Source organism: Arthrobacter sp. ok909 (assembly GCF_900104405.1).
Lineage (GTDB): Bacteria > Actinomycetota > Actinomycetes > Actinomycetales > Micrococcaceae > Arthrobacter > Arthrobacter humicola.
Map to the genome: position 1 here is coordinate 56,781 of NZ_FNJS01000013.1, position 17,798 is coordinate 74,578.

Below are 17,798 nucleotides of genomic sequence, written 5' to 3' on the forward strand. Positions count from 1 at the left end.
CATCGCTGTCGGCCGGGACGGGCTGGCTGCGAAGTTCAATTAGTCCGGGGAGAAGGTGGCGCTGTTGAGGAAACCGCGGCGGTATTACGAACCGCGGAGCGGGCGAGAACCGACGAATGGCCCTGTGTCCGTTCGCTGAAGTACGGGCGTCACGCGTGGCTGCAACGGACCGATTTAGATTTGATGTTGACAGCCTTGCATTTTGGGAGGAATGTCGTCATCCACGAACGGCCTTTACCTGAAGGATGCATCATGACACCCCCACCAAATGGTATTCCCCGTCCCGAGCACAGCCCCGGCCAGGGACCGGTTTTCAATGATCCCGGGGGAGGACATGTGAGAGTGGCAGCCTTCGGCGATTCCCTGATGTGGGGTCAGGGCAACAACCGAGATGACCGATTTGCGTCTCTGTTTATTAAGTTACTTGGGCAGAACGGCGGCCAACCGGGTTCCTTGGTCTGGGACGCATCTCGCTCCGGCTCTAAAATTCGCAGTGTAGATGCAGTTCGCGACCACCGAACGGAAGGGCGCGTACTTACTGAGCGCGAAAAGTTTGTCGACGTGTACCCCTTCCTCTTCGCGAACGAGGGGGAAAAACGGGCCTTTGCAGATGGAACAAACGAAGCGCCTGCCCATGGCTTGTATGGGGAGATACCATCAACGTTTCCAACCGTGTTGGGACAGGTCGATATGCTTCCGCACGCCTCGGGGAAGCTCGTCGACATTGCCCTCGTTACCGGCGGTATCAATGATGTCGGCCCTGAGGACATCATTGATCCCCAAGTACACACAGGCCGGTATATCGAAAGCTATGACGGCTATATTCGTCGCATAGTTGAGGACAACGTCTTTCCGATGCTCAAGGCCGTTCGTGCCAAATGCCCCACCGCAATCATCATGTACTTCGGCTTCTACTCCGGGCTCTCGTACAGTTCGAACACTGGAAAGATTCGCGAGCTCTTCAAACACGAATATAACGATGACTTTAAGTGGTGGTTCAACCAAAACGTTTATACCGAGATCGACGTCAATAAGATGATCAATGAGGCCCAGACCCGGGCAGAGTGGTTTAATGGCCGGTGGCAGTATTGGATCCGCAGGGCCATAAACCTCATGAACCAGGACGTTGAGCTTCGAGCCAGCGGGGTGATTTTCGTACCCTCTCAATTCGCGGATAACGAGGCTGGATTTGCGCCACTGACTAAATTGTGGGAGGACTACACAGACCCAACGGGTGACCCCGCCCGTGCCGACAGGGTTCGACTGATTCCTCGAATAGAGCACTTGCAGGATATGAGAACGCTTTTGTTCGCCGCGTTTTTGGGTGGGCAGAGGGCACTTGCGCAGCAACTTGACGCCGGCATCAACGGGCCAGCGACATTAAAGCGCGCGTTGGCCGAATATGCGGGGGGCGGCGATAACCGCACCGCTCTTATCGCATCTCTTAGCGACGAAATTCACCGAATCCAGCACGGATTGATCGCCTCGATGGCTCACCCAAATGCCCGGGGCTCGCAAAGCTACGCCAACCGTGCTATCAATCTCTACCGGGAGCATCTGGCGACGATGAAGGCGGTGGCGGGTGAAACAGGTGGCGGTACAGTCCACCCTGTTGCAGGAGCCCTCGGGAGAGGCCTTCCCGTCCCGCCCCCGATCCCAAATCCTGGAACTCCGCTAAGTGACACCCTCGTAAAGTACAAATTGAGGAGCAGGAACTCCCTGGCTGCCGACGTCACGCACCTGAATGTAGACTCGCTCGCGATCACAATAAAGACTGCGTCGAATTCATCCCGCAACCTGAGCTTGCCGGCCTCACTGGTTCTCACGTTGCGCACTGCGGGCGGCGTATCGCTGAGTCGGGTCTTTCTGCTTACCTTTGGAAACTACGTGAATCCTGTTAACGTGATTTTAGGAGATGGCGACCCAGTGGGGAAGCCCTACCCGTATCTGGAGCCCGGAACGAACCACCGTTTTACGACAGTTACGACCGAGGGTGCACCCATCAAGCTGGAGGAAATTGTTGGTTGCACTTTGTCGCTCGGCCCAGATCCGCTGAAAGGGACTGTGCTTGAGGGTAGGGAGCACGGAACGGTCTGGGCCCCTGAGTCTTTGGCCCTCGAAGTCAATGGTGTCTGGGTGAACACCGTGAACGTCCTCGGGACGAAATTGGGCCCTCGCCAGCGCGTTGACCTTTGCTGGCCCCAACCGCTGCCTGCGCCCAAGTTCCCGTTCCCGAAGATTCCAAAAGTGAAGCGGGTAAGGCCGCTGGGGAAGGTTGCGACGAACTCTCAGATACCCCTCCCGGGTCGACTGTAAAACAACTGGCGTTGGGCGACGCGAACGCCGAAGCGTCCCGTCCATCACAAGGAGGACCGATCATGAAGCGCTTGGTACTGTGCTGCGACGGAACCTGGTCCATCCCCGACCAAATGGACGGCAATGCCCCCTGCCCCACGAACGTCACCAAGTTTGCGCTCGGTGTGGCGAACCGCGACAAGAACGGTGTCGAGCAGCGTGTCTTCTACCACCGTGGGATTGGCACTGGACGCTGGGGCCGAATTCGAGGCGGAGCGTTCTGCGCCGGGCTCTCCCGCGACGTCCAGGACGTCTACCGGTTCATCGTCGAGAACTACCAGCCGGGAGACGAGCTGTACTTCGTGGGCTTCAGCCGGGGCGCCTTCACCGCGCGTAGCACGGCTGGCTTTGTACGCAAGGCAGGTGTCCTCCGCCGCCGCTTCGTCGACCTCATCGGCGTGTCCTATGACTTCTACAGGAATCGCTCTGACATCACTAAGCCAAGCTCGATCGAGGCGGGGTTCTTCCGACGTTCATATTCTCATGACGAGGCGCCAATCCACTGCATCGCCGTCTGGGACACGGTAGGTGCCCTCGGCATACCACTGAACGGCATGCGTTGGGTCAATCTTTTCAACCGCCGCTACCAGTTCCACGACACAGAGCTCTCTTCGAAGGTCAAGTTTGCATTCCACGCCTTGGCTATCGACGAGAAACGTGGGCCATTCACGCCAACGCTATGGACGCAGCAGCCTAATGCCGTCGAGCAAACACTCAAGCAGGTCTGGTTCGCGGGCACGCACAGCGACGTCGGCGGCGGCTACCGCAACGCCACCCTGGCGGACGTGTGCCTGATGTGGATGGTCGAACAGGTAACGTCGGCCGGGCTCGAGTTCCTCCTGGACGCCTTCCCGAAAACCGCCCCGCCCAATGCCCCGGAACCCGTGATCCTCGCCGATCCGAAGCCCCTCGGGCCGCTTCACGAGTCCAGGACCTGGCCTTGGTGGCGGCTGCTTCCAGCCTCCCCACGGACGCTAGGAGAAAAGGATCCAGGCCACGAGGCCGTCGCCAAGGCTGCCATCGACCGGCTCAATTGGGACCCGAAGCAGCTCGATGGAAGCGAGAAGCTGGACAAGAAGTACGAGCCCGGCAACCAGAGAAAGTACCTGGCCAGCAAGCACAGCGTCATCGAAACCGTCTGCGGCCCTCCCCAAGTCGGGCCCCCGGCCGGACCGCCCTCAAGATCCACCGGCGCTCCTCGTGAGTGAGGGCCCGGCGAATGGTGCGATCTGTCATCGTTAAAGAAAACCATGTTTTCCGAGTAAGGAGATGGCTTGCGGTGGTAATTACCAAGGAATTGCCTGGAGGCATAACCCAGACAGTGGAGAGCTTTTGGAATGCAACCGGTACAGCCTTCTTCCGGGGACCAGCCGGTGCGACTATTAATGTCAAGTATGGCAAAGGATGGTTGAGCGTGAATAGGCAAAAACAAACGCTTGATGGGAAGTCAGTAAAGAAACTTGTTGTGGGCGCAGGGTCGCTGGCTTATGCGCGCATGCGTGTGAAGCTGAACGTCGCCTCCGAGGTGACTTACGATTTCCATCCGGGCGACGTTGCCGTATCAACGCCGGATATCGAATTCTAATATGTGACGGGTTCTGTCAAGGGGGCAGAGGGAAACGGTCCCGGGCTGTGTGGTGCTGGGGGCGCTGTGGGCCGCGACTGGTTGTCGGTGGTCCCTATCGTTGTGGCCGGGGTGCACTCGATCGAGGGCACGAGTCCGGTGCAATACCGTATTCAGGTCCTCGCGGCTTAGGATCCTATTTGGCCAGCCCAACTCCCCGGGGAGCAGTTCAATCACTAACGGGTCCTTCTGACAAGGCCATCACCGCCTGGGCCGGGACCGGACCGCGCAACCGCGCAGAACCTGCCGCCCCGACAGTCGTCGGCCCGGGACCGCCAGCCCGGCGTCCTCGGTCAAGGGCAAACTCGGCCCTACGAGCAGACAGCCCTCTGGCCCCCTTGACGAAGCGCCTCCCGAGTAATCATGTCAAGACGCATCCTTTCGGGTATGCCGAGGATTTCACGCATTTCTGAAATCTCTTGAAATTTGTCAGGTTTTGAGCATCATTATTCCCATGTGACTCCTGATGAGTCATGCTATCGGGGATAACTCCGATTTTTCGGGGCACCCCGTAACTTCCTGTTAGTGGAGTCGGGCGCGAGGGGTCAACATGTCAAGGTCCGTAACTGTCAAAGACGGGTGGACGACGACCGAATTCTGGCAGACACTTTTGGTAAACGTTTGCAGCATAGCGGTTGCCGTTGCTGCACTGTCTGGTACCAATGTTGATTCAAGCGGGTTAAAAGCCCTCATACCAGCTGCCTCAACGATAGCGGCGGCATTAGCCACCGCCCGCTACAGTCATTCCCGGGGCGTTGTCAAGTCGGCAGCACACGCTGCTAATGCCCAGATACTCTCCTCGCCAGATACTCCCGCCTCCGGTGTTGGTCACGCTGACGAGTCGCCCCCTCTGCCATGACCTCCAGCGACGAACTTGCGTAGATTACATATGTCCTGGAACCGCGGTCCTTAGACGAACAACGCCCGTTCCAGCTGGGCTGACTCTCGATCCAGCGACGCCAAAGCTCCCTGTGCCCTTCTCCGTCCCGGTCTATGCCGCGTTGCAGACGCTCTTGCTTTGGAGCCTCCACCCACACCGCGAATGCAATCCTGCCCATGCTCTCTTGTCGGGTGCACGTGACGCCTTCGACGAGCACCACCGGACTCCAGTTCACCGTTGCCCACCGCCTCAGGGAATCACCGAACTCGTCGCCCTCCCAATCCCTTTGCTGGTAGTGGGCCGGGTGCCCATTGAGCAGTGGATCCAGGAAGGAAGGGGTCGAATGGGACGAAGCCGCCGTCGAGCTGATCGTCACCGCAAGCGCCGGCTATCCCTACTTCCTGCGACAATTCGGGCAGGACATCTGGAACGCCGCATCGGGCCCGACCATCACGTACGACGATGCCCGGGTCGGTGCAGCGAACGGCAGGGCAGCCCTGGACAGCGGGTTCTTCCGGGCCCGCTGGGACCGGGCCACCAAGGCCGAGCAGAACTACTTCAGGGCCATGGCCGCCGACGGCGACAAGGGACGCTCATCGGGAGAAATCGCCGCCCGGCTGGGACGTGGTCCGGCCAATTTCGGCCCGATCCGGGCGAACCTGATCGCGAAGGGTCTTGTCTACGCGCCGGGACACGGAGTCATCGCATTCACCGTCCCAGGAATGGCCGCCTTCATCAAATGCCAACCCAACTAAGCGTCGTTGTGCGATGACCTTTGGAACGCCTGGCCCTTCCCGTTGCCCAATGGGCCGCCGGTTGGCGGTTTTCCCGCGCCCTGTCTGGCAGGCACGCGCACCCCATGGTTGCCGTTGACTCGAAATGGGACCGAGTTGCGAACGGTGCCAGCAACGCGATTGTGCCGGTTTCCCTCAATTTCTAAGAATCCGTTGGGGTCGTCAAGATGGGGGATCAGGTTCTCGGGACTGTAGCCGTGGTCCCGGTCGTAGCGTCGGGCGGCGGTGGAGGCGACACGTTCGTGGTCTGCTGTCCCGATTGATCGCATATATGGCCGAAGGATGCGCCAGAAGCCGGTCCAAGACTCGGTGAGGGGGCCGAGCGGGTTAGGTCGTGTCAGGATTGCGGCTGGGGGCTTGGATGGGAAGGCTGTGGGCTTGAATGCGAGTCCGCATTGGGATTCGAGCCGTTCCGCGATCCACTTCAGGGGCACGTCGGCAAGCGATGAATCGCGGTTGCCGCCGCCGACGTCGCAGTGCGTTCCGGAGAACCACACCTGCTCCAGATGCTGGCGTCCGCGCGCTTGGGCCTGCTGATGCCAGAGGGTCGGGGTGAAGGGCCGGCGTTTCTCATCGATGGCCAGGGCTTGGAAGGCGAATTCGACCTTGGAGGAAAGGTCTGTGTCATGGAACTGCCAGCGACGGTTGAATGCGTTTACCCAACGGAGGCCGCTCAGGGGAATTCCGAGAGCGCCAACCGTATCCCACACGGCGATGCAGCGGATGGGCGGCTCGGAGCAGGAGTGCTTGGTCCTGAAATCCTGGGCTGCGGGGGAGGTGGGTTTCGTGTCGGGGCTGCGATCTCTGTAGAAGGCATAGGCCTCATTTAGGTCCTTCAGGTTCTCCCGGGGGAGTAATCCGCAGTTCCGGATGAAGCCCGCGGTGCTGCGGGCAGTGAATGCCCCGCGGCTGAAGCCGATAAGGAAGATCTCGTCGCCCGACTCGTAGGTCTCACTGATCCTCTTGTACGCCTTGCGAACGGTCTTTGAGAGGCCGAAACCGAAGGCCCCTCCCCGGATGCGGTCCCAGCGGCCCGTCCCGACTCCTCGTATGTAGAAGGGGCGCTGCTGGACTCCCCTCCTGTCATAGCGGGCCAAAGCACTGAACAGCTTGTAGACGTTCGTGGGGCATCGATGGCCGTCGGTCGTCTGGTCTGGGGTGTCCCACGTTCCATCGCAGCACACAACGATTCTCTTCATTGCCCACCCCGGTCCTGGCCTAATGGAAGCTGCCGCATCGGCGACAGCGCTATGCCATCAACGTTGGCTGGCGGGGGTAGAATCCGCGAGAGGACAAGGTCCCGTCTTAACTACCGTAGAGGCTGTCGATGCCTTACAGAAAGCTCCACTGACGCCGTGAAACGGCTAGGAGGTCCAACAATGACACCTGAGGTCGGGGGCGAGTCGCAGGAAGGGAATGCGGGGCAAAATCCGTGGATTGATTACCTTGCCAAGGGTGGACTGCTTCTTGGCGTCACGCTTGTCACGGCACTTTTGGCGGCAATAGGGATCAACCAAGAGCTACTTGCCAGGCTTCTGCGAAACGATCCAGTGGCGCTGTCGTACGCCATTTGGGCGGCCATACTGGGCGTGGCGATACCGGTGATCGGCTATCTGTTCGCAGGCGCACGAGCATGGCGGAGCAAGACCACCGTGGATATAGAACCTGGCGCTACCGACGGTCGTTGGATGGCTCTAAAGCAGTGGAGTAGGGATCCGAATCGGATCAAGACTACGGCGGCGACTTTAGGTGCCATTTTCCTAACAATTGCGGCAATGGATACGATCTATTACGGCGTACAGAGCTTTGGAGACCGAGAGCAGCCATCGGTGCGGGCAGTGGTAACGGGGGATGGAACGAACGATAACGTTAAGGTCATCGCTTCCGCGCAATCCTTAAAGACTACTGAGCACATGTACGTTCGAATTATCGCCTTTGACGAGTCACACACGGGCGAGGTCGATAAGGCATGCTCGAATACCCTCACAGAAGTTCCCGCTGGCGCTCGAGTCCTTTATTGGGGGCAGTCCGGACCCACGGACCTGAAGGGGACAACCGCCACGGAAGTGGATGTGAATGTTAATAGGCTAGAGTTTCCGTTCATTTGTGCACATGTAATTATCACCGATCCCAAAAGGGTGACGATTGCCACCGCGGCTCCGAGCGCATACGCCGGCTCCGCTACTTGCCCGCCAGCCCCCTCGGTCTCCGAATCCGCGCATTCTGCCAGCGCGACAGAATCTGCTGCAAATACGGCGCCCTCGCCTCGAGCAGCGACGTGCAGTCAGGTCGCTCCTGCTATGGTGGTCATCCGTGCCGGCGACCGTTTTTCCTCCCTGTTTATGGACCTTCGCAACGCGCCATTGACCCCGGCGCCCACAGAATCAACCCAGCCCACGACTTCGGGAGCTGCGAGATGACGTACGAATGATCTGCCAGACCAGAACTTCGTAGAGGATGAACCTGCGACCATGAGCCAGTCTGGTTACTCCGGGCTACTGAAGGGGCTCTCCGCGGTTGGTGGTGAATTCGGGCTCGTGTCTTTAGACGTGAGAGGCCCCGGCGACAGCATCGGAGCGGTCGGTGGCCGGCTTCGCGTCGAGGTTGAACTCGGCGATGAACGGATCCAGATCACCTGACCCCCAACTCATTTCGGACCGTCGAACAACGTGGTCCTGGTCGTGTTCGCGACGCGGATTGAAAGGGCAAAAACGAGGTGTTGACAATGTCAACACCTTTGGCCTCGGACCGGGCCGTACATCGGCCGGATCGGCTCGGATTCCCTGTGTTTCCGGGAGTTCCCAGTCTTTGCAGGGGCTGGAATGCAGTTCGAGTCCCACCTCGGGCACAGCATTCCCCCTCGTCAGAGGGGGTTTTGCTTTAACGTGTGTACATTGACCCGGCTCGGGTCCCTCTGACGCTTGTCGCGGCCTGTGGCCTGACCGCCGCGGTGGCCTGTTCGGTTGTGTGGGTGGCGGGTTCAGGTGCCCTGGCTAGTGGGCCCTCCGCTTGCTGGGATGTGCGGTCATCCGGTTCTCCTTCCTGGCTGCTTGTGCTGGCCGTTGTTGGTCTCGCACCTGTTCATGCGGTGTGGCTGTGGTGTTGGCATGACCTGCGGGAAGTTTTTGAGGTTTTGTCCTCGATTCGCTCCTTCCTGGGAGCCGGGGGAGAGGTTGGCGGCCTTTGTCTGGCCAAAGGGGTGTGGACATCGTCCACATCCGTGTACACGTGATGCCTTGGAGCACTGGTGACCCTCCCTGCCCTGTATCTGCTGACACCAATTCATGCAGCCCCGTGTTCTGTGCGACATGACTGTGGGTTGGCTTTCCATGTCTTTCTTGCGGCTCATGGCGGGACCGGGGCCTTCTTCCGTCATACCTGTCCATGACGGGGAGGACGGCTTTCGACATGACTTGGTGAGTGTGCTCGTGTATCTTGGTGGTCCTCGCTTCCATCGGTGCCTCGTCAAACAGAAGCAAACGACTGCGATGGGCGGGCCTGCCTTAAAGGCCGGAAGCGAAGGCAGTCCTCGTCGTCGGTGGTTCCCGGCGTCGGACGTCAGGTGAACGCCCAGAGGCTGGGCCGGGGGCGACGGCGAGGCTGTCCCTATACCGGCTGCCACGAAAGTTTGTCGTAGACCTGTGCGTGGTCCGCACGGGAGCGAAGGTCCCGGTCGAAGGGGACTCGCTTTGGGACGCCGGCAAGATGTTCGGGGCGCAGCTGGATAAGGTCGGACAGCTTATGGAAATACTGGCGTGAGAATCCATTGATGTCTTCATTCGTCTCGCGTTGCCAGTGCGAGTGCGGAATACGACCCGGTGATATGGTCTCCACAGTTTGGGGTGCCTGGACAATGAAGTTCGCGCACTTTGCACGGCCTGCGCCAATCCGACGATTCCCGGGGAGTCCGCCCGGCAACTCGTGCCAGTCCGCGTCCGTGTCGCGTGAGGTGGGTTTTTAGTTCCCGGTGAACCGCGGCTCGCGCCGGCGATAGAAGGCGGCCTTTCCTTCGGCGAAATCCTGCGAAAAGTACAGCTCCGGCTGGATTCGTTGCTCGGCGGCGAGAGCGTCGTTGACGTCCAGCCGCCCGGCCGCGAAGAAATCTTTGATCGCAGCCAGCGACCGCGGCGCGCGCCCTGCGAGCACGACGGCCACGTCCACGGCCCGCTGCAGCGCCCGGCCTGCGGGGACCGTCTCGTCCGCAAGCCCCAGCGTGAGGGCCTCGCTGGCGCCGACAGGGTCGCCCAGCAGCAGTACCCGCTTGGCCGCGGACCGCCCGATCCGGTGCGACAGTGAGCCCATCAAACCGCCATCGGGGAGCAGTCCTAGACGGGTAAACGGAAACAGTGCCTTTGCCCCTTCTGCCATGATGACTATGTCGCAGGCCGCCATCAGTCCAACACTAATTCCGGCTGCCGGGCCTTCAACGGCTGCGATCATGGGTTTCGCGGATTCGGCAACCAACTGCACCAGCCCCCGGATCCGGCTCATCCGTTTATCGCTGTCTTCCTTCGTCGCAGGCGGCATCGCGGAAAGGTCTCCGCCTGAGCTGAACGCGCCGGCTGCCCCCGTGAGGACCAAGGCGCGGACGGCGTCGTCCGCGGCGGCCGCAGCGAAGGCAGTGATCAGTTGTTCACGCATCAGTGTGGAAACGGGGTTGCGGCGAGCCGGATCATTCAGCGTTACTACCAGAACACCGTCGTGCAGTGCGGTCAGCACCAGCCTATCCGTGGGCATCACGGTCCCGACAATCGTTGGCCCGCACTTCGGAGGAAAAAAGACACGTCATGCGCGGGCTGCAATCCCTGCGCCCAGGCGTGAGTGGATCAGGTCCTCGGCCTCCTGGACAATCCTGGCCACCAACTCTGAGCAGCCTGGCACATCGTGAATGAGCCCTTGGACCATACCAACGGTCCAGACACCGGACTCGGGATCGCCCTCTGTATAGACCCGTCTGCCCCTGGACCCAGCCACCAAGTTCTTGACGTCCTCGAAAACACCGCCGTTGGCCAAGATCCCCACTGCCTCGCGGCTCACCGAGTTGCTTGCCACGCGCGAAGTATTGCGCAGTGGCCGAAAAATGAGCTCCGTTTCCAACTCGGTGGCAGCAACGATCGCGTCCTTGATCCTTGGATGAATTGGGGATTCCTGGGTGCACATGAACCGCGTCCCCATGCTGATTCCTTCGGCTCCAAGGGCCAGCGCCGCGACCAACCCGCGGCCGTCGGCTATTCCTCCGGACGCCAATACCGGTATCCGGAGACGGGCGGTGGCTGCGGGAATCAGGACAAGACCAGGGATATCGTCCTCGCCCGGATGACCGGCGCATTCGAACCCATCGATGCTGACAATATCCACACCCAGGGACTCGGCTTTGAGCGCATGCCGCACACTGGTGCATTTGTGGATGGTCGTGATCCCTTGCGCCTTGAACACGTCAACAAATGGACCCGGATTGTTTCCGGCGGTCTCCACCACGGGGACCTTTTCGTTGACGATCACGTCGCGATACTCGTCATACGGAGGAGGACTGATGGACGGCAGTATGGTCAGGTTCACTCCGAAAGGGCGGTCCGTTAGTTCACGACAGCGTCTGATTTCGCGCACCAGATTCTCTGGTGAGCCAGTGGTCAGCGCGCTGATTATGCCGAGCGCGCCGGCGTTGGAGACGGCAGCTGCAAGCTCAGCGGTTGCCACCCACTGCATGCCGCCCTGCACCACTGGATGTTCGATGCCGAGTATCTGCGTTGCCCGTGTCTTCATGACCAGCTGTTTCCGTCGGTAATAACGCGGTCAACCCTGCGGCGGGTCCGCGATCCCAGGGGGTTGGCCCGGCGGACGTGGGCCGCGGTTGTGTAGACCTTCGACATTTAACGAGTTCCTTAGGCTAGTTGGGTTTGGTCTGCTCGTCGTGCGCTGGCTCCTGTCGACGCCTGCCGGGCATTTCGCCACGTAGCCACTGCGCCTGGCACCCATCGGCCGTCAAGAACCTACTGCTCGTTGTTCCGTGGACGGTCGGGAAGTGTGGGAATGAGCAGGACCTTGCAGGAGTCCTGGGAGAGGAGTCCGATGGCCTCGTCGAGAGCGGAAAGCGGAAGGCGGTGGGTGACGAACTTGGACAGGTCCAATTTTCCGCTAGCGATGAGATCTGCGATCTGCTCCCACGTTCCCCAGAGAGAGCGCCCGAAGCTGCCTGTGAAAGTCAGCCCCTTTTTGATCAGGTATGCCGCGACGTCCAATTCAAGCGGCCTTCCTGGAATCCCGACGGCGACTACCGTCGCTTCCCTGCGGAGGGCTTCGAGGAGCGGCGGCAGTGCGGTGGACACTCCTGAAGCTTCGAAGGCGACGTCAAAACCACTCTTGTCGCCCGAAAGCTTCCTACACGTCCCGACGACATCATCGTCGGGGGCAAGTGCTGTTGCGCCGAGGGCTTCGACGAGGCCTCTGCGGTAGGCGTTGGGTTCCACAACGACCACGTTGGCAGCTCCCATGGCGCCGGCAATTGCAGCGATGAACAGGCCGACGGGGCCTCCGCCGCTGACCACAACGTCAGCCCCGGTGAGGTCGATCTTGGATCGTTGGATTGCGTGCATGGCGACCCCGGCTGGCTCGAGAAGGGCGCCCTGTTCCAGCGGAAAGTCAGCGGGCAGCTTGAAGCAGGCCGCGGCTGGTACGACGAGCCGCTCGGCAAAGCCGCCATCTACGTGCAGACCGAGGAGTTCCATATTGAGGCAATTGTGGGCGTCACCGGTACGGCAGGGGTAGCAGTCCCAGCAGGCGACGTGAGACTCGAGGGCCACTCTGTCACCCACATTGAGGGATTCAACACCTGAACCGACTTCAATGATCGTTCCTGCACACTCATGCCCCAGCACGACGGGAATCTTGAGGTTGAATGCCTGCGCCATGGCCGAGTACTCGTACAGTGCGCGGTCGGTTCCGCAGACCGAGGCAGCAGCGATTTGGATCTTTACCTTTCCGGCCGCGACCTGCGGTTCGGCATAGGCCGTGACGAACTCGACACCCCGCTCGGGCCTTGCCTTGACCACGGCACGCATGGTGCTGCCGCCATGGGCGGATTCTGCCTCGGGAGCACGCAGGGATGTCATTCTTGAAACCTGTCTGTTGGGATATTGGCGCGAAAAGTGGGGATGTTGGTTCAAAAGGGGGTGCCGCCGTCGGCTCGGTAGAAGCCCCTCCCTTCATCCCCGCGGGGGCGGCAGCGTTTCAGCCGAAGACCACGCCCCCATTGACGTGGAGGATCTGTCCCGTGATGGTGCCGGCGTCGGGTGCGAGGAGGAAGGAAATGGCGGCGGCAATTTCCTCCGGCTTTGAGAGGCGTCCCAGGAGTGACATTCCGGCGATCCGGTCGCGGTCGGTGTCGCTCAATACATCTGTCATCGGGGTTTCCGTTGCCCCGGGGGCGACCATGTTCACGCGCACGCGGTGGGGGGCAAGTTCGCGGGCGTAACCGCGAACCAGTCCGATGAGAGCGGCTTTGGAGGTAGCGTAGGCGCCGTTTCCCATCAGTCCGCCTCCGGTGAACGCGGCGGCGCTGCCCAGGACGACTACGGTGCCCAAGGCGCCTGCGCGGATAAGGTGCGGCCCCGCGGCGGAAATCGTGTTCTGGACCCCGATCACATTAATGTCGAGCACCCGCCGGAATTCGGCGACATCGATGTCGAGCAACGGTGACCGGCTGACTATGCCGGCGGCGGCGACCACGCCCGTCAAGCTTCCCCCTTCGGCGAATTGGTCGGCGGCGCGCCGCATGGCGTCGGCGTCGGTCACATCGGCGGCAATCGCGAGGTGTCCGTCTCCATCCAGCGTCGCTACTGCTTCTGCGGCCGCCGTGGGGTTGATATCGACGACGGCGACCCGGGCACCTCTGGCGGCAGCCTGGCGAGCACAAGTCAGGCCGATGCCCGATGCGCCGCCGGTGATGAGGACAGCTTCGGCGTTCACAGATTGGGGTTGATTCACGTTACGTGCTCCTGATGTTCGTTTCTTAGAGGATTGCCATTGCGTTGGCGGGGCTGCCGACGCCACCTAACAGGTTCAGCGGCTGTGCGGTGAGGAATACGTCGTACCGTCCTCGCAGCGTGCAGGCTGCGGCAAGTTCGTCGAGTACCCAGAGTTCACCGATGGTGAGTCCCAGCAGCGGGATGAGGATGCGGTGCAGCATCCCGCTGTGGCTGGATTTCGGCATCGTACCGGTGAGTTCTGCGTCGACGGTGAGGGTCGAATCAGTCGCCGGCCATGCCTCAAGCGCAATGTTGTCCGACGCCGCCAGCGAGACCTGGTGATCCCAAAGCCAGGCCGCCGTGTCTTCCGACTGGCGAAGGCCCGGCGAGCGAAGGACACCATCGGAACGATCAGGGCCCTCCCGGAAGTACTTCAGCCATCCAGTGCGGATCATGATGATGTCGCCGGGACGAATCGAACTCCCTTGCCACTCGAGCGTTGCGTCAAGGTCCTCGACGGGAATTTGCTCGTTTCGTGTCTGGTCGACGGGACGGCCGACCGCCTCGCGGTAGGCGCCCACATCGATGAGTAATCCTCTTCCTGCAATCCCGCGTTGCGCGACCGCCTGGATACCGAGGTCTGGTTGCCCGGCAACCAGCCCCGTGGGGTCGGCGTCGTTGTAGAAGCCGCGGTCCGGGTGCCCGAAGTGCCGAAGTCCGTCGATTTGCGTGGACGCCTGCAGGAACAGGTTGTCTATCCGGTCATCGCGGTGAAAATCATTCAGACCGAACACGGTGTGTTCAATTGATCCGCGGTGGGCGATGATCGGCGGGTCGAACTCGGTCAACGGAAGGTTGAGCGGCACGACATCGCCTGTCACAATGCTCCCGCGCGCAGCGAGCACGCGTTCGGGCGTGAGGTGGTTGAGCGTGCCGAGCTGATCTGCCGGGCCCCACAGGCCCCACGCCGTTCCCCGCAGCCGTCCGGGGCGATCGAGCAGCCGGTCGAACCGGGGGAACGCACCCCCTGAGGTATGCGAAAGGGCTTGAGGAGTCGTCATCGGCTGGTTCAGGATTCGCCCTCGGTCATGACCTGGTGGATCTCGATCATGTTGCCGGCGGGGTCGGTGAAGAAGATCTGGTGCCAGCCCTCGACCGACCAGATGCCCCAGTCGTCGAAAGGGATGTTGTGCTCGGTCAAACGCGCCTTGATCGCTTCAATGTCATCGGTCCGGAATGCGAAGTGCCCCCCGATGAGCGGGTTGACCGAATGCCCTTCCTGCGCCGCCAGGTATGGCTGTCGCTGGGTGGCGTGGATCTGAAGCTCATTGGGGTCGCCGGCATCGAAGAATTTTGCGGCGGTGTCCCACTCGGCGTCGCCGTCGATGTCCTTGTCCGCGTTCTTGGACGTGGCGATCATCGCAGGGGAGGGGAGTTGGTTCAGTCCCAGTGCTTTTCCGTAGAAGTTGGTCAGCAGCGACATGTCATCGGAGGTGACGTTGACGTGGTGGAGACGGAGGTAAACCATGATGGATCCTTTGATTTGATGGGTTTTGGGAATGGGAGGGCGGGCTTTGAGCGGTGTCAGAGGTCGACGCGGTAGCGGGCGATCTTCTCCGGATCGAGTCGGATGCCGAGGCCGGGCCCGTCGGGGACCCGCATGTGCCCATTCTCGATCAGGAGTGGCTCCTGGAGTAGTCCGTCGGCCATGTCCAGGTAGTTGGACAGTTCCGCTGCGGAGCGTGCGGTGATCTCTTGGGAGGCGCCGAATACGAGGGAGCAGATGGTACCGAGGTGCGCGTCGATCTGGTTACCGATGACTGCTTCGATGCCGAGACCCTCGGCAAGGTGGGAGACGCGGAGCGAGTCGGAGAATCCTGTCCGGGCTGTCTTAATGCTCACCGCGGTGGCCGCACCCGCGAGGATTTCGCGGGTGACGTCTGCGGGGGTCGGAGCGCTCTCGTCGGCGACGAACGGGATGGGGCATTGCGCGACGAGCCAGCGTCTGCCCAGTACGTCATCGGCGGGGCAGAGTTCCTCGGCGCGGCTGAGGCCGACATCTTCGAGCTGACGAACCGCTAGAGCGGATTCCGCGGCTGTCCAACCGCGGTTCCCGTCGATGTAGAGTTCGGCATCGGGCCCCAGGGCCTCGCGGACGGCTTTGCAGACGGCCACGTCCAAGGAGATGGGGCGGCGTCCTACCTTGATCTTGAAGCTCGAGATGCCGAGCGTCTCGCGCAGGTGGATGGCTTCCGCGGCTACGACCTCGGGTTCATCGAATCCCAGCATGTGGCTGACCTGGAGCCGGTCGGTGAAGCCTCCGAGAAGGCTGTGGACAGGGGTGCCGATTGTCTTGCCCCATGCGTCCCACATAGCCATGTTGATTGCGGCTTTGGCAGTGGGGTTTCCGACTGTTCGTGCCAGCCGTGACCGGACCAGTTCCCGGTCGAGGATTGACAGCCCGATGATGGCGGGTGCGAAGATCTGCTCGATCACGGCCACGATCGACGCTTGCGTCTCACCGTAGGTGTAGGGGCGCGGGGGTGCTTCGGCGATTCCGACTACACCGTCGCTGGTGACGATCTCCACGAGGACGTTGTCTGCGATGTCGATCGATCCGCTCGCGAACCGAAGCGGTTTGCGATACGGGATCGCATACGGCACGGTGCGTACTTCGAGGATGCGTGCCGCCGTTGACGGCTCATGGCCCGGAGCCGCTGTATGGGTGGCTGTTTGAACTAGCAAAGTCTCGGTCATCCTTCGGTGTATTGATTGTCGGTGGTCCGTGCAGCGGGTTCGGTATTCAAAGTTCCGCGGAGTCCTCCGGTGTGGCGGTCGGCCCATCCGATCAGGAAGTAGTTGAAAACTGCTGCGAGGGCGAAGAAGCCGGACATGACCAGCAGGCCCGCAGAGGTCGTTCCGGTGAGGTCGGTCAGCCAGCCCAGAATGTACGGGCCAACGAGGCCGCTGACGTTACCGACGCAGTTGACCAATGCGATGGAGACCGCGGCCAGTGCTCCGGCATAGACCTGCGCGACGGTGGCCTGGAACGTGGACAGGACGGCGAAGAAGCCGGCAGCAGCGACGCTCACGCCGATAAGTGACAGGAAGGGGTTCCCTGAGAGAACTCCGATGAGGAGACCCAGCGCGGCGGCAACCATCGGGATGGTGAGGTGCCAACGACGTTCACCCGTCCGGGAGATGCTGCGAAGAATAACAAACATGACGATTGCCGAGAAGATCCATGGAAGCGCGGAGACGTACCCGGATCCGACAGCGTCGAGATGGAATTGCTCCTTGACGATTGTGGGGAGGAAGTACGTGATCGACCAGAATCCGATCAGGATGAAGAAGTACGTGACCGCGAACGCCCAGAGTGACGGCCTGCGCAGCGCTGCCGGAAGCTGTTTGAGTTCGTGGGCCCCGGAATCCCCGCGCTGTGTGACGTTCTGCGCAAGGTACGCCTTTTCTTTTTCGTCGAGCCAGGGAGCCTTTGCAGGCGAAGAGGGCAGGACGAAGAAGATGACGACGGCGAGGAGGATTGCCGGAAGACCTTCGAGGAGGAACACCCACCGCCATCCAGCGATGCCGGCGACGCCGTTCATGAGAAGGATCGATGAGGTAACCACGGAGCCGACCGCCAGTGCGACCGGCACAGCGAGGTTGAGCCACGACATTGCCTTCGGCAGCAGGCGGGCCGGGCACCAGAGAGCGAGGAAGAGCATCGCCCCGGGAGAGTAGCCGGCCTCAGCCAATCCGAGCAGGAACCGCATGATGTATAGGGTGACATCGTTCTGCATCCACGCCATGGCGATGGTCACGATGCCCCATGTGACCATGATCCGCGCCAGCCAGATTCGTGCGCCCACCTTGGCGAGGAACATGTTCGAGGGGATCTCGAACAACAGATAGCCGATGTAGAAGAATCCGGCTGCGAGGCCGAATGTCGCAGCAGTCAGGCCCAGGTCCTTGGACAGCGGGCCTGCGATCACACCGAGATTGGCGCGGTCTATATAGGAGATAAACATCCCGAGCATTAGGAGCGGAAGAACCTTGACCGTCACTTTTCGGAAGACGCGGGCCTCGATGCCCGGATCTACCGCCACAGGTGTTGTTGTCATCGCAATTGTCTCTCTTCATTGAGGGCGTGTGATGTGGTGCCTTCACAAGAGACTAGCTAC

General features: G+C 61.1%; 15 protein-coding genes. 6 read left to right on the top strand and 9 right to left on the bottom strand.

Going from position 1 to position 17,798, the window contains the following annotated elements; translation table 11 throughout:
- The first annotated feature begins 561 nt into the window (after positions 1-561).
- The 4 genes from BLR03_RS12290 to BLR03_RS12300 all read left to right on the top strand — a co-directional run bounded on the left by BLR03_RS12290 (position 562) and on the right by BLR03_RS12300 (position 5,614).
- A complete protein-coding gene (locus BLR03_RS12290) occupies positions 562-2,316 on the top strand; it encodes a hypothetical protein (protein WP_139184537.1) in 1,755 nt (584 codons plus the stop codon).
- Between the two features lie 62 nt (positions 2,317-2,378).
- Positions 2,379-3,563 (top strand): DUF2235 domain-containing protein, encoded by a 1,185-nt coding sequence (locus BLR03_RS12295; RefSeq protein WP_217639778.1) that lies wholly within the window; start codon positions 2,379-2,381, stop codon positions 3,561-3,563.
- 71 nt (positions 3,564-3,634) lie between these two features.
- On the top strand, positions 3,635-3,940 hold the full coding sequence (locus BLR03_RS23995) for a hypothetical protein (protein ID WP_139184538.1): 306 nt from the start codon (positions 3,635-3,637) through the stop codon (positions 3,938-3,940).
- Between the two features lie 1,230 nt (positions 3,941-5,170).
- Positions 5,171-5,614 (top strand): hypothetical protein, encoded by a 444-nt coding sequence (locus BLR03_RS12300; protein WP_091252931.1) that lies wholly within the window; start codon positions 5,171-5,173, stop codon positions 5,612-5,614.
- Here BLR03_RS12300 and BLR03_RS12305 read toward each other — a convergent pair.
- Positions 5,611-6,852, bottom strand: a complete 1,242-nt coding sequence (locus BLR03_RS12305; RefSeq protein ID WP_091252933.1) for a DUF2235 domain-containing protein — start codon at positions 6,850-6,852, stop codon at positions 5,611-5,613. The two genes, BLR03_RS12300 and BLR03_RS12305, sit on opposite strands and share 4 nt — an antisense overlap.
- 180 nt (positions 6,853-7,032) lie before the next feature.
- Between BLR03_RS12305 and BLR03_RS24000 the strand changes: the two genes are divergently transcribed.
- Both BLR03_RS24000 and BLR03_RS24410 read left to right on the top strand, forming a co-directional pair.
- A complete protein-coding gene (locus BLR03_RS24000; protein ID WP_139184539.1) occupies positions 7,033-8,073 on the top strand; it encodes a hypothetical protein in 1,041 nt (346 codons plus the stop codon).
- Between the two features lie 51 nt (positions 8,074-8,124).
- Positions 8,125-8,292: a hypothetical protein gene (locus tag BLR03_RS24410; protein WP_175460518.1), complete on the top strand. Its 168-nt coding sequence runs from the start codon at positions 8,125-8,127 to the stop codon at positions 8,290-8,292.
- 1,318 nt (positions 8,293-9,610) lie between these two features.
- Here BLR03_RS24410 and BLR03_RS12310 read toward each other — a convergent pair.
- From BLR03_RS12310 to BLR03_RS12345, 8 genes are all read right to left on the bottom strand, one after another.
- Positions 9,611-10,390 (bottom strand): enoyl-CoA hydratase/isomerase family protein, encoded by a 780-nt coding sequence (locus tag BLR03_RS12310; RefSeq protein WP_091252935.1) that lies wholly within the window; start codon positions 10,388-10,390, stop codon positions 9,611-9,613.
- A gap of 48 nt (positions 10,391-10,438) precedes the next feature.
- A complete protein-coding gene (locus tag BLR03_RS12315) occupies positions 10,439-11,416 on the bottom strand; it encodes an NAD(P)H-dependent flavin oxidoreductase (RefSeq protein ID WP_217639779.1) in 978 nt (325 codons plus the stop codon).
- A 227-nt stretch (positions 11,417-11,643) separates the two neighbouring features.
- Positions 11,644-12,762: a zinc-dependent alcohol dehydrogenase gene (locus BLR03_RS12320; RefSeq protein WP_254788445.1), complete on the bottom strand. Its 1,119-nt coding sequence runs from the start codon at positions 12,760-12,762 to the stop codon at positions 11,644-11,646.
- A 118-nt stretch (positions 12,763-12,880) separates the two neighbouring features.
- Positions 12,881-13,636 (bottom strand): SDR family NAD(P)-dependent oxidoreductase, encoded by a 756-nt coding sequence (locus BLR03_RS12325; protein ID WP_175460519.1) that lies wholly within the window; start codon positions 13,634-13,636, stop codon positions 12,881-12,883.
- A 25-nt stretch (positions 13,637-13,661) separates the two neighbouring features.
- Positions 13,662-14,678, bottom strand: a complete 1,017-nt coding sequence (locus BLR03_RS12330) for a cyclase family protein (protein ID WP_091252941.1) — start codon at positions 14,676-14,678, stop codon at positions 13,662-13,664.
- 8 nt (positions 14,679-14,686) lie between these two features.
- Positions 14,687-15,145: a VOC family protein gene (locus BLR03_RS12335; RefSeq protein ID WP_091252943.1), complete on the bottom strand. Its 459-nt coding sequence runs from the start codon at positions 15,143-15,145 to the stop codon at positions 14,687-14,689.
- A gap of 56 nt (positions 15,146-15,201) precedes the next feature.
- A complete protein-coding gene (locus BLR03_RS12340; protein WP_091252944.1) occupies positions 15,202-16,374 on the bottom strand; it encodes a mandelate racemase/muconate lactonizing enzyme family protein in 1,173 nt (390 codons plus the stop codon).
- The gene (locus BLR03_RS12345) at positions 16,371-17,738 is read right to left on the bottom strand and encodes an MFS transporter (RefSeq protein ID WP_091252946.1); all 1,368 of its coding nucleotides are present in this window, start codon (positions 17,736-17,738) and stop codon (positions 16,371-16,373) included. Before BLR03_RS12345 ends, BLR03_RS12340 begins: the two co-directional genes overlap by 4 nt.
- Between the last annotated feature and the right edge of the window lie 60 nt (positions 17,739-17,798).

Excerpts from the sequence above, each read along its gene's own strand:
- BLR03_RS12340 (WP_091252944.1), bottom strand. The coding sequence starts at position 16,374 with ATGACCGAGACTTTGCTAGTTCAAACAGCCACCCATACAGCGGCTCCG.
- BLR03_RS12315 (WP_217639779.1), bottom strand. The coding sequence starts at position 11,416 with ATGAAGACACGGGCAACGCAGATACTCGGCATCGAACATCCAGTGGTG.
- BLR03_RS12310 (WP_091252935.1), bottom strand. The coding sequence starts at position 10,390 with ATGCCCACGGATAGGCTGGTGCTGACCGCACTGCACGACGGTGTTCTG.
- BLR03_RS24410 (WP_175460518.1), top strand. The coding sequence starts at position 8,125 with ATGAGCCAGTCTGGTTACTCCGGGCTACTGAAGGGGCTCTCCGCGGTT.
- BLR03_RS24000 (WP_139184539.1), top strand. The coding sequence starts at position 7,033 with ATGACACCTGAGGTCGGGGGCGAGTCGCAGGAAGGGAATGCGGGGCAA.
- BLR03_RS12335 (WP_091252943.1), bottom strand. The coding sequence starts at position 15,145 with ATGGTTTACCTCCGTCTCCACCACGTCAACGTCACCTCCGATGACATG.
- BLR03_RS12295 (WP_217639778.1), top strand. The coding sequence starts at position 2,379 with ATGAAGCGCTTGGTACTGTGCTGCGACGGAACCTGGTCCATCCCCGAC.
- BLR03_RS12305 (WP_091252933.1), bottom strand. The coding sequence starts at position 6,852 with ATGAAGAGAATCGTTGTGTGCTGCGATGGAACGTGGGACACCCCAGAC.
- BLR03_RS12330 (WP_091252941.1), bottom strand. The coding sequence starts at position 14,678 with ATGACGACTCCTCAAGCCCTTTCGCATACCTCAGGGGGTGCGTTCCCC.
- BLR03_RS12345 (WP_091252946.1), bottom strand. The coding sequence starts at position 17,738 with ATGACAACAACACCTGTGGCGGTAGATCCGGGCATCGAGGCCCGCGTC.
- BLR03_RS12320 (WP_254788445.1), bottom strand. The coding sequence starts at position 12,762 with ATGACATCCCTGCGTGCTCCCGAGGCAGAATCCGCCCATGGCGGCAGC.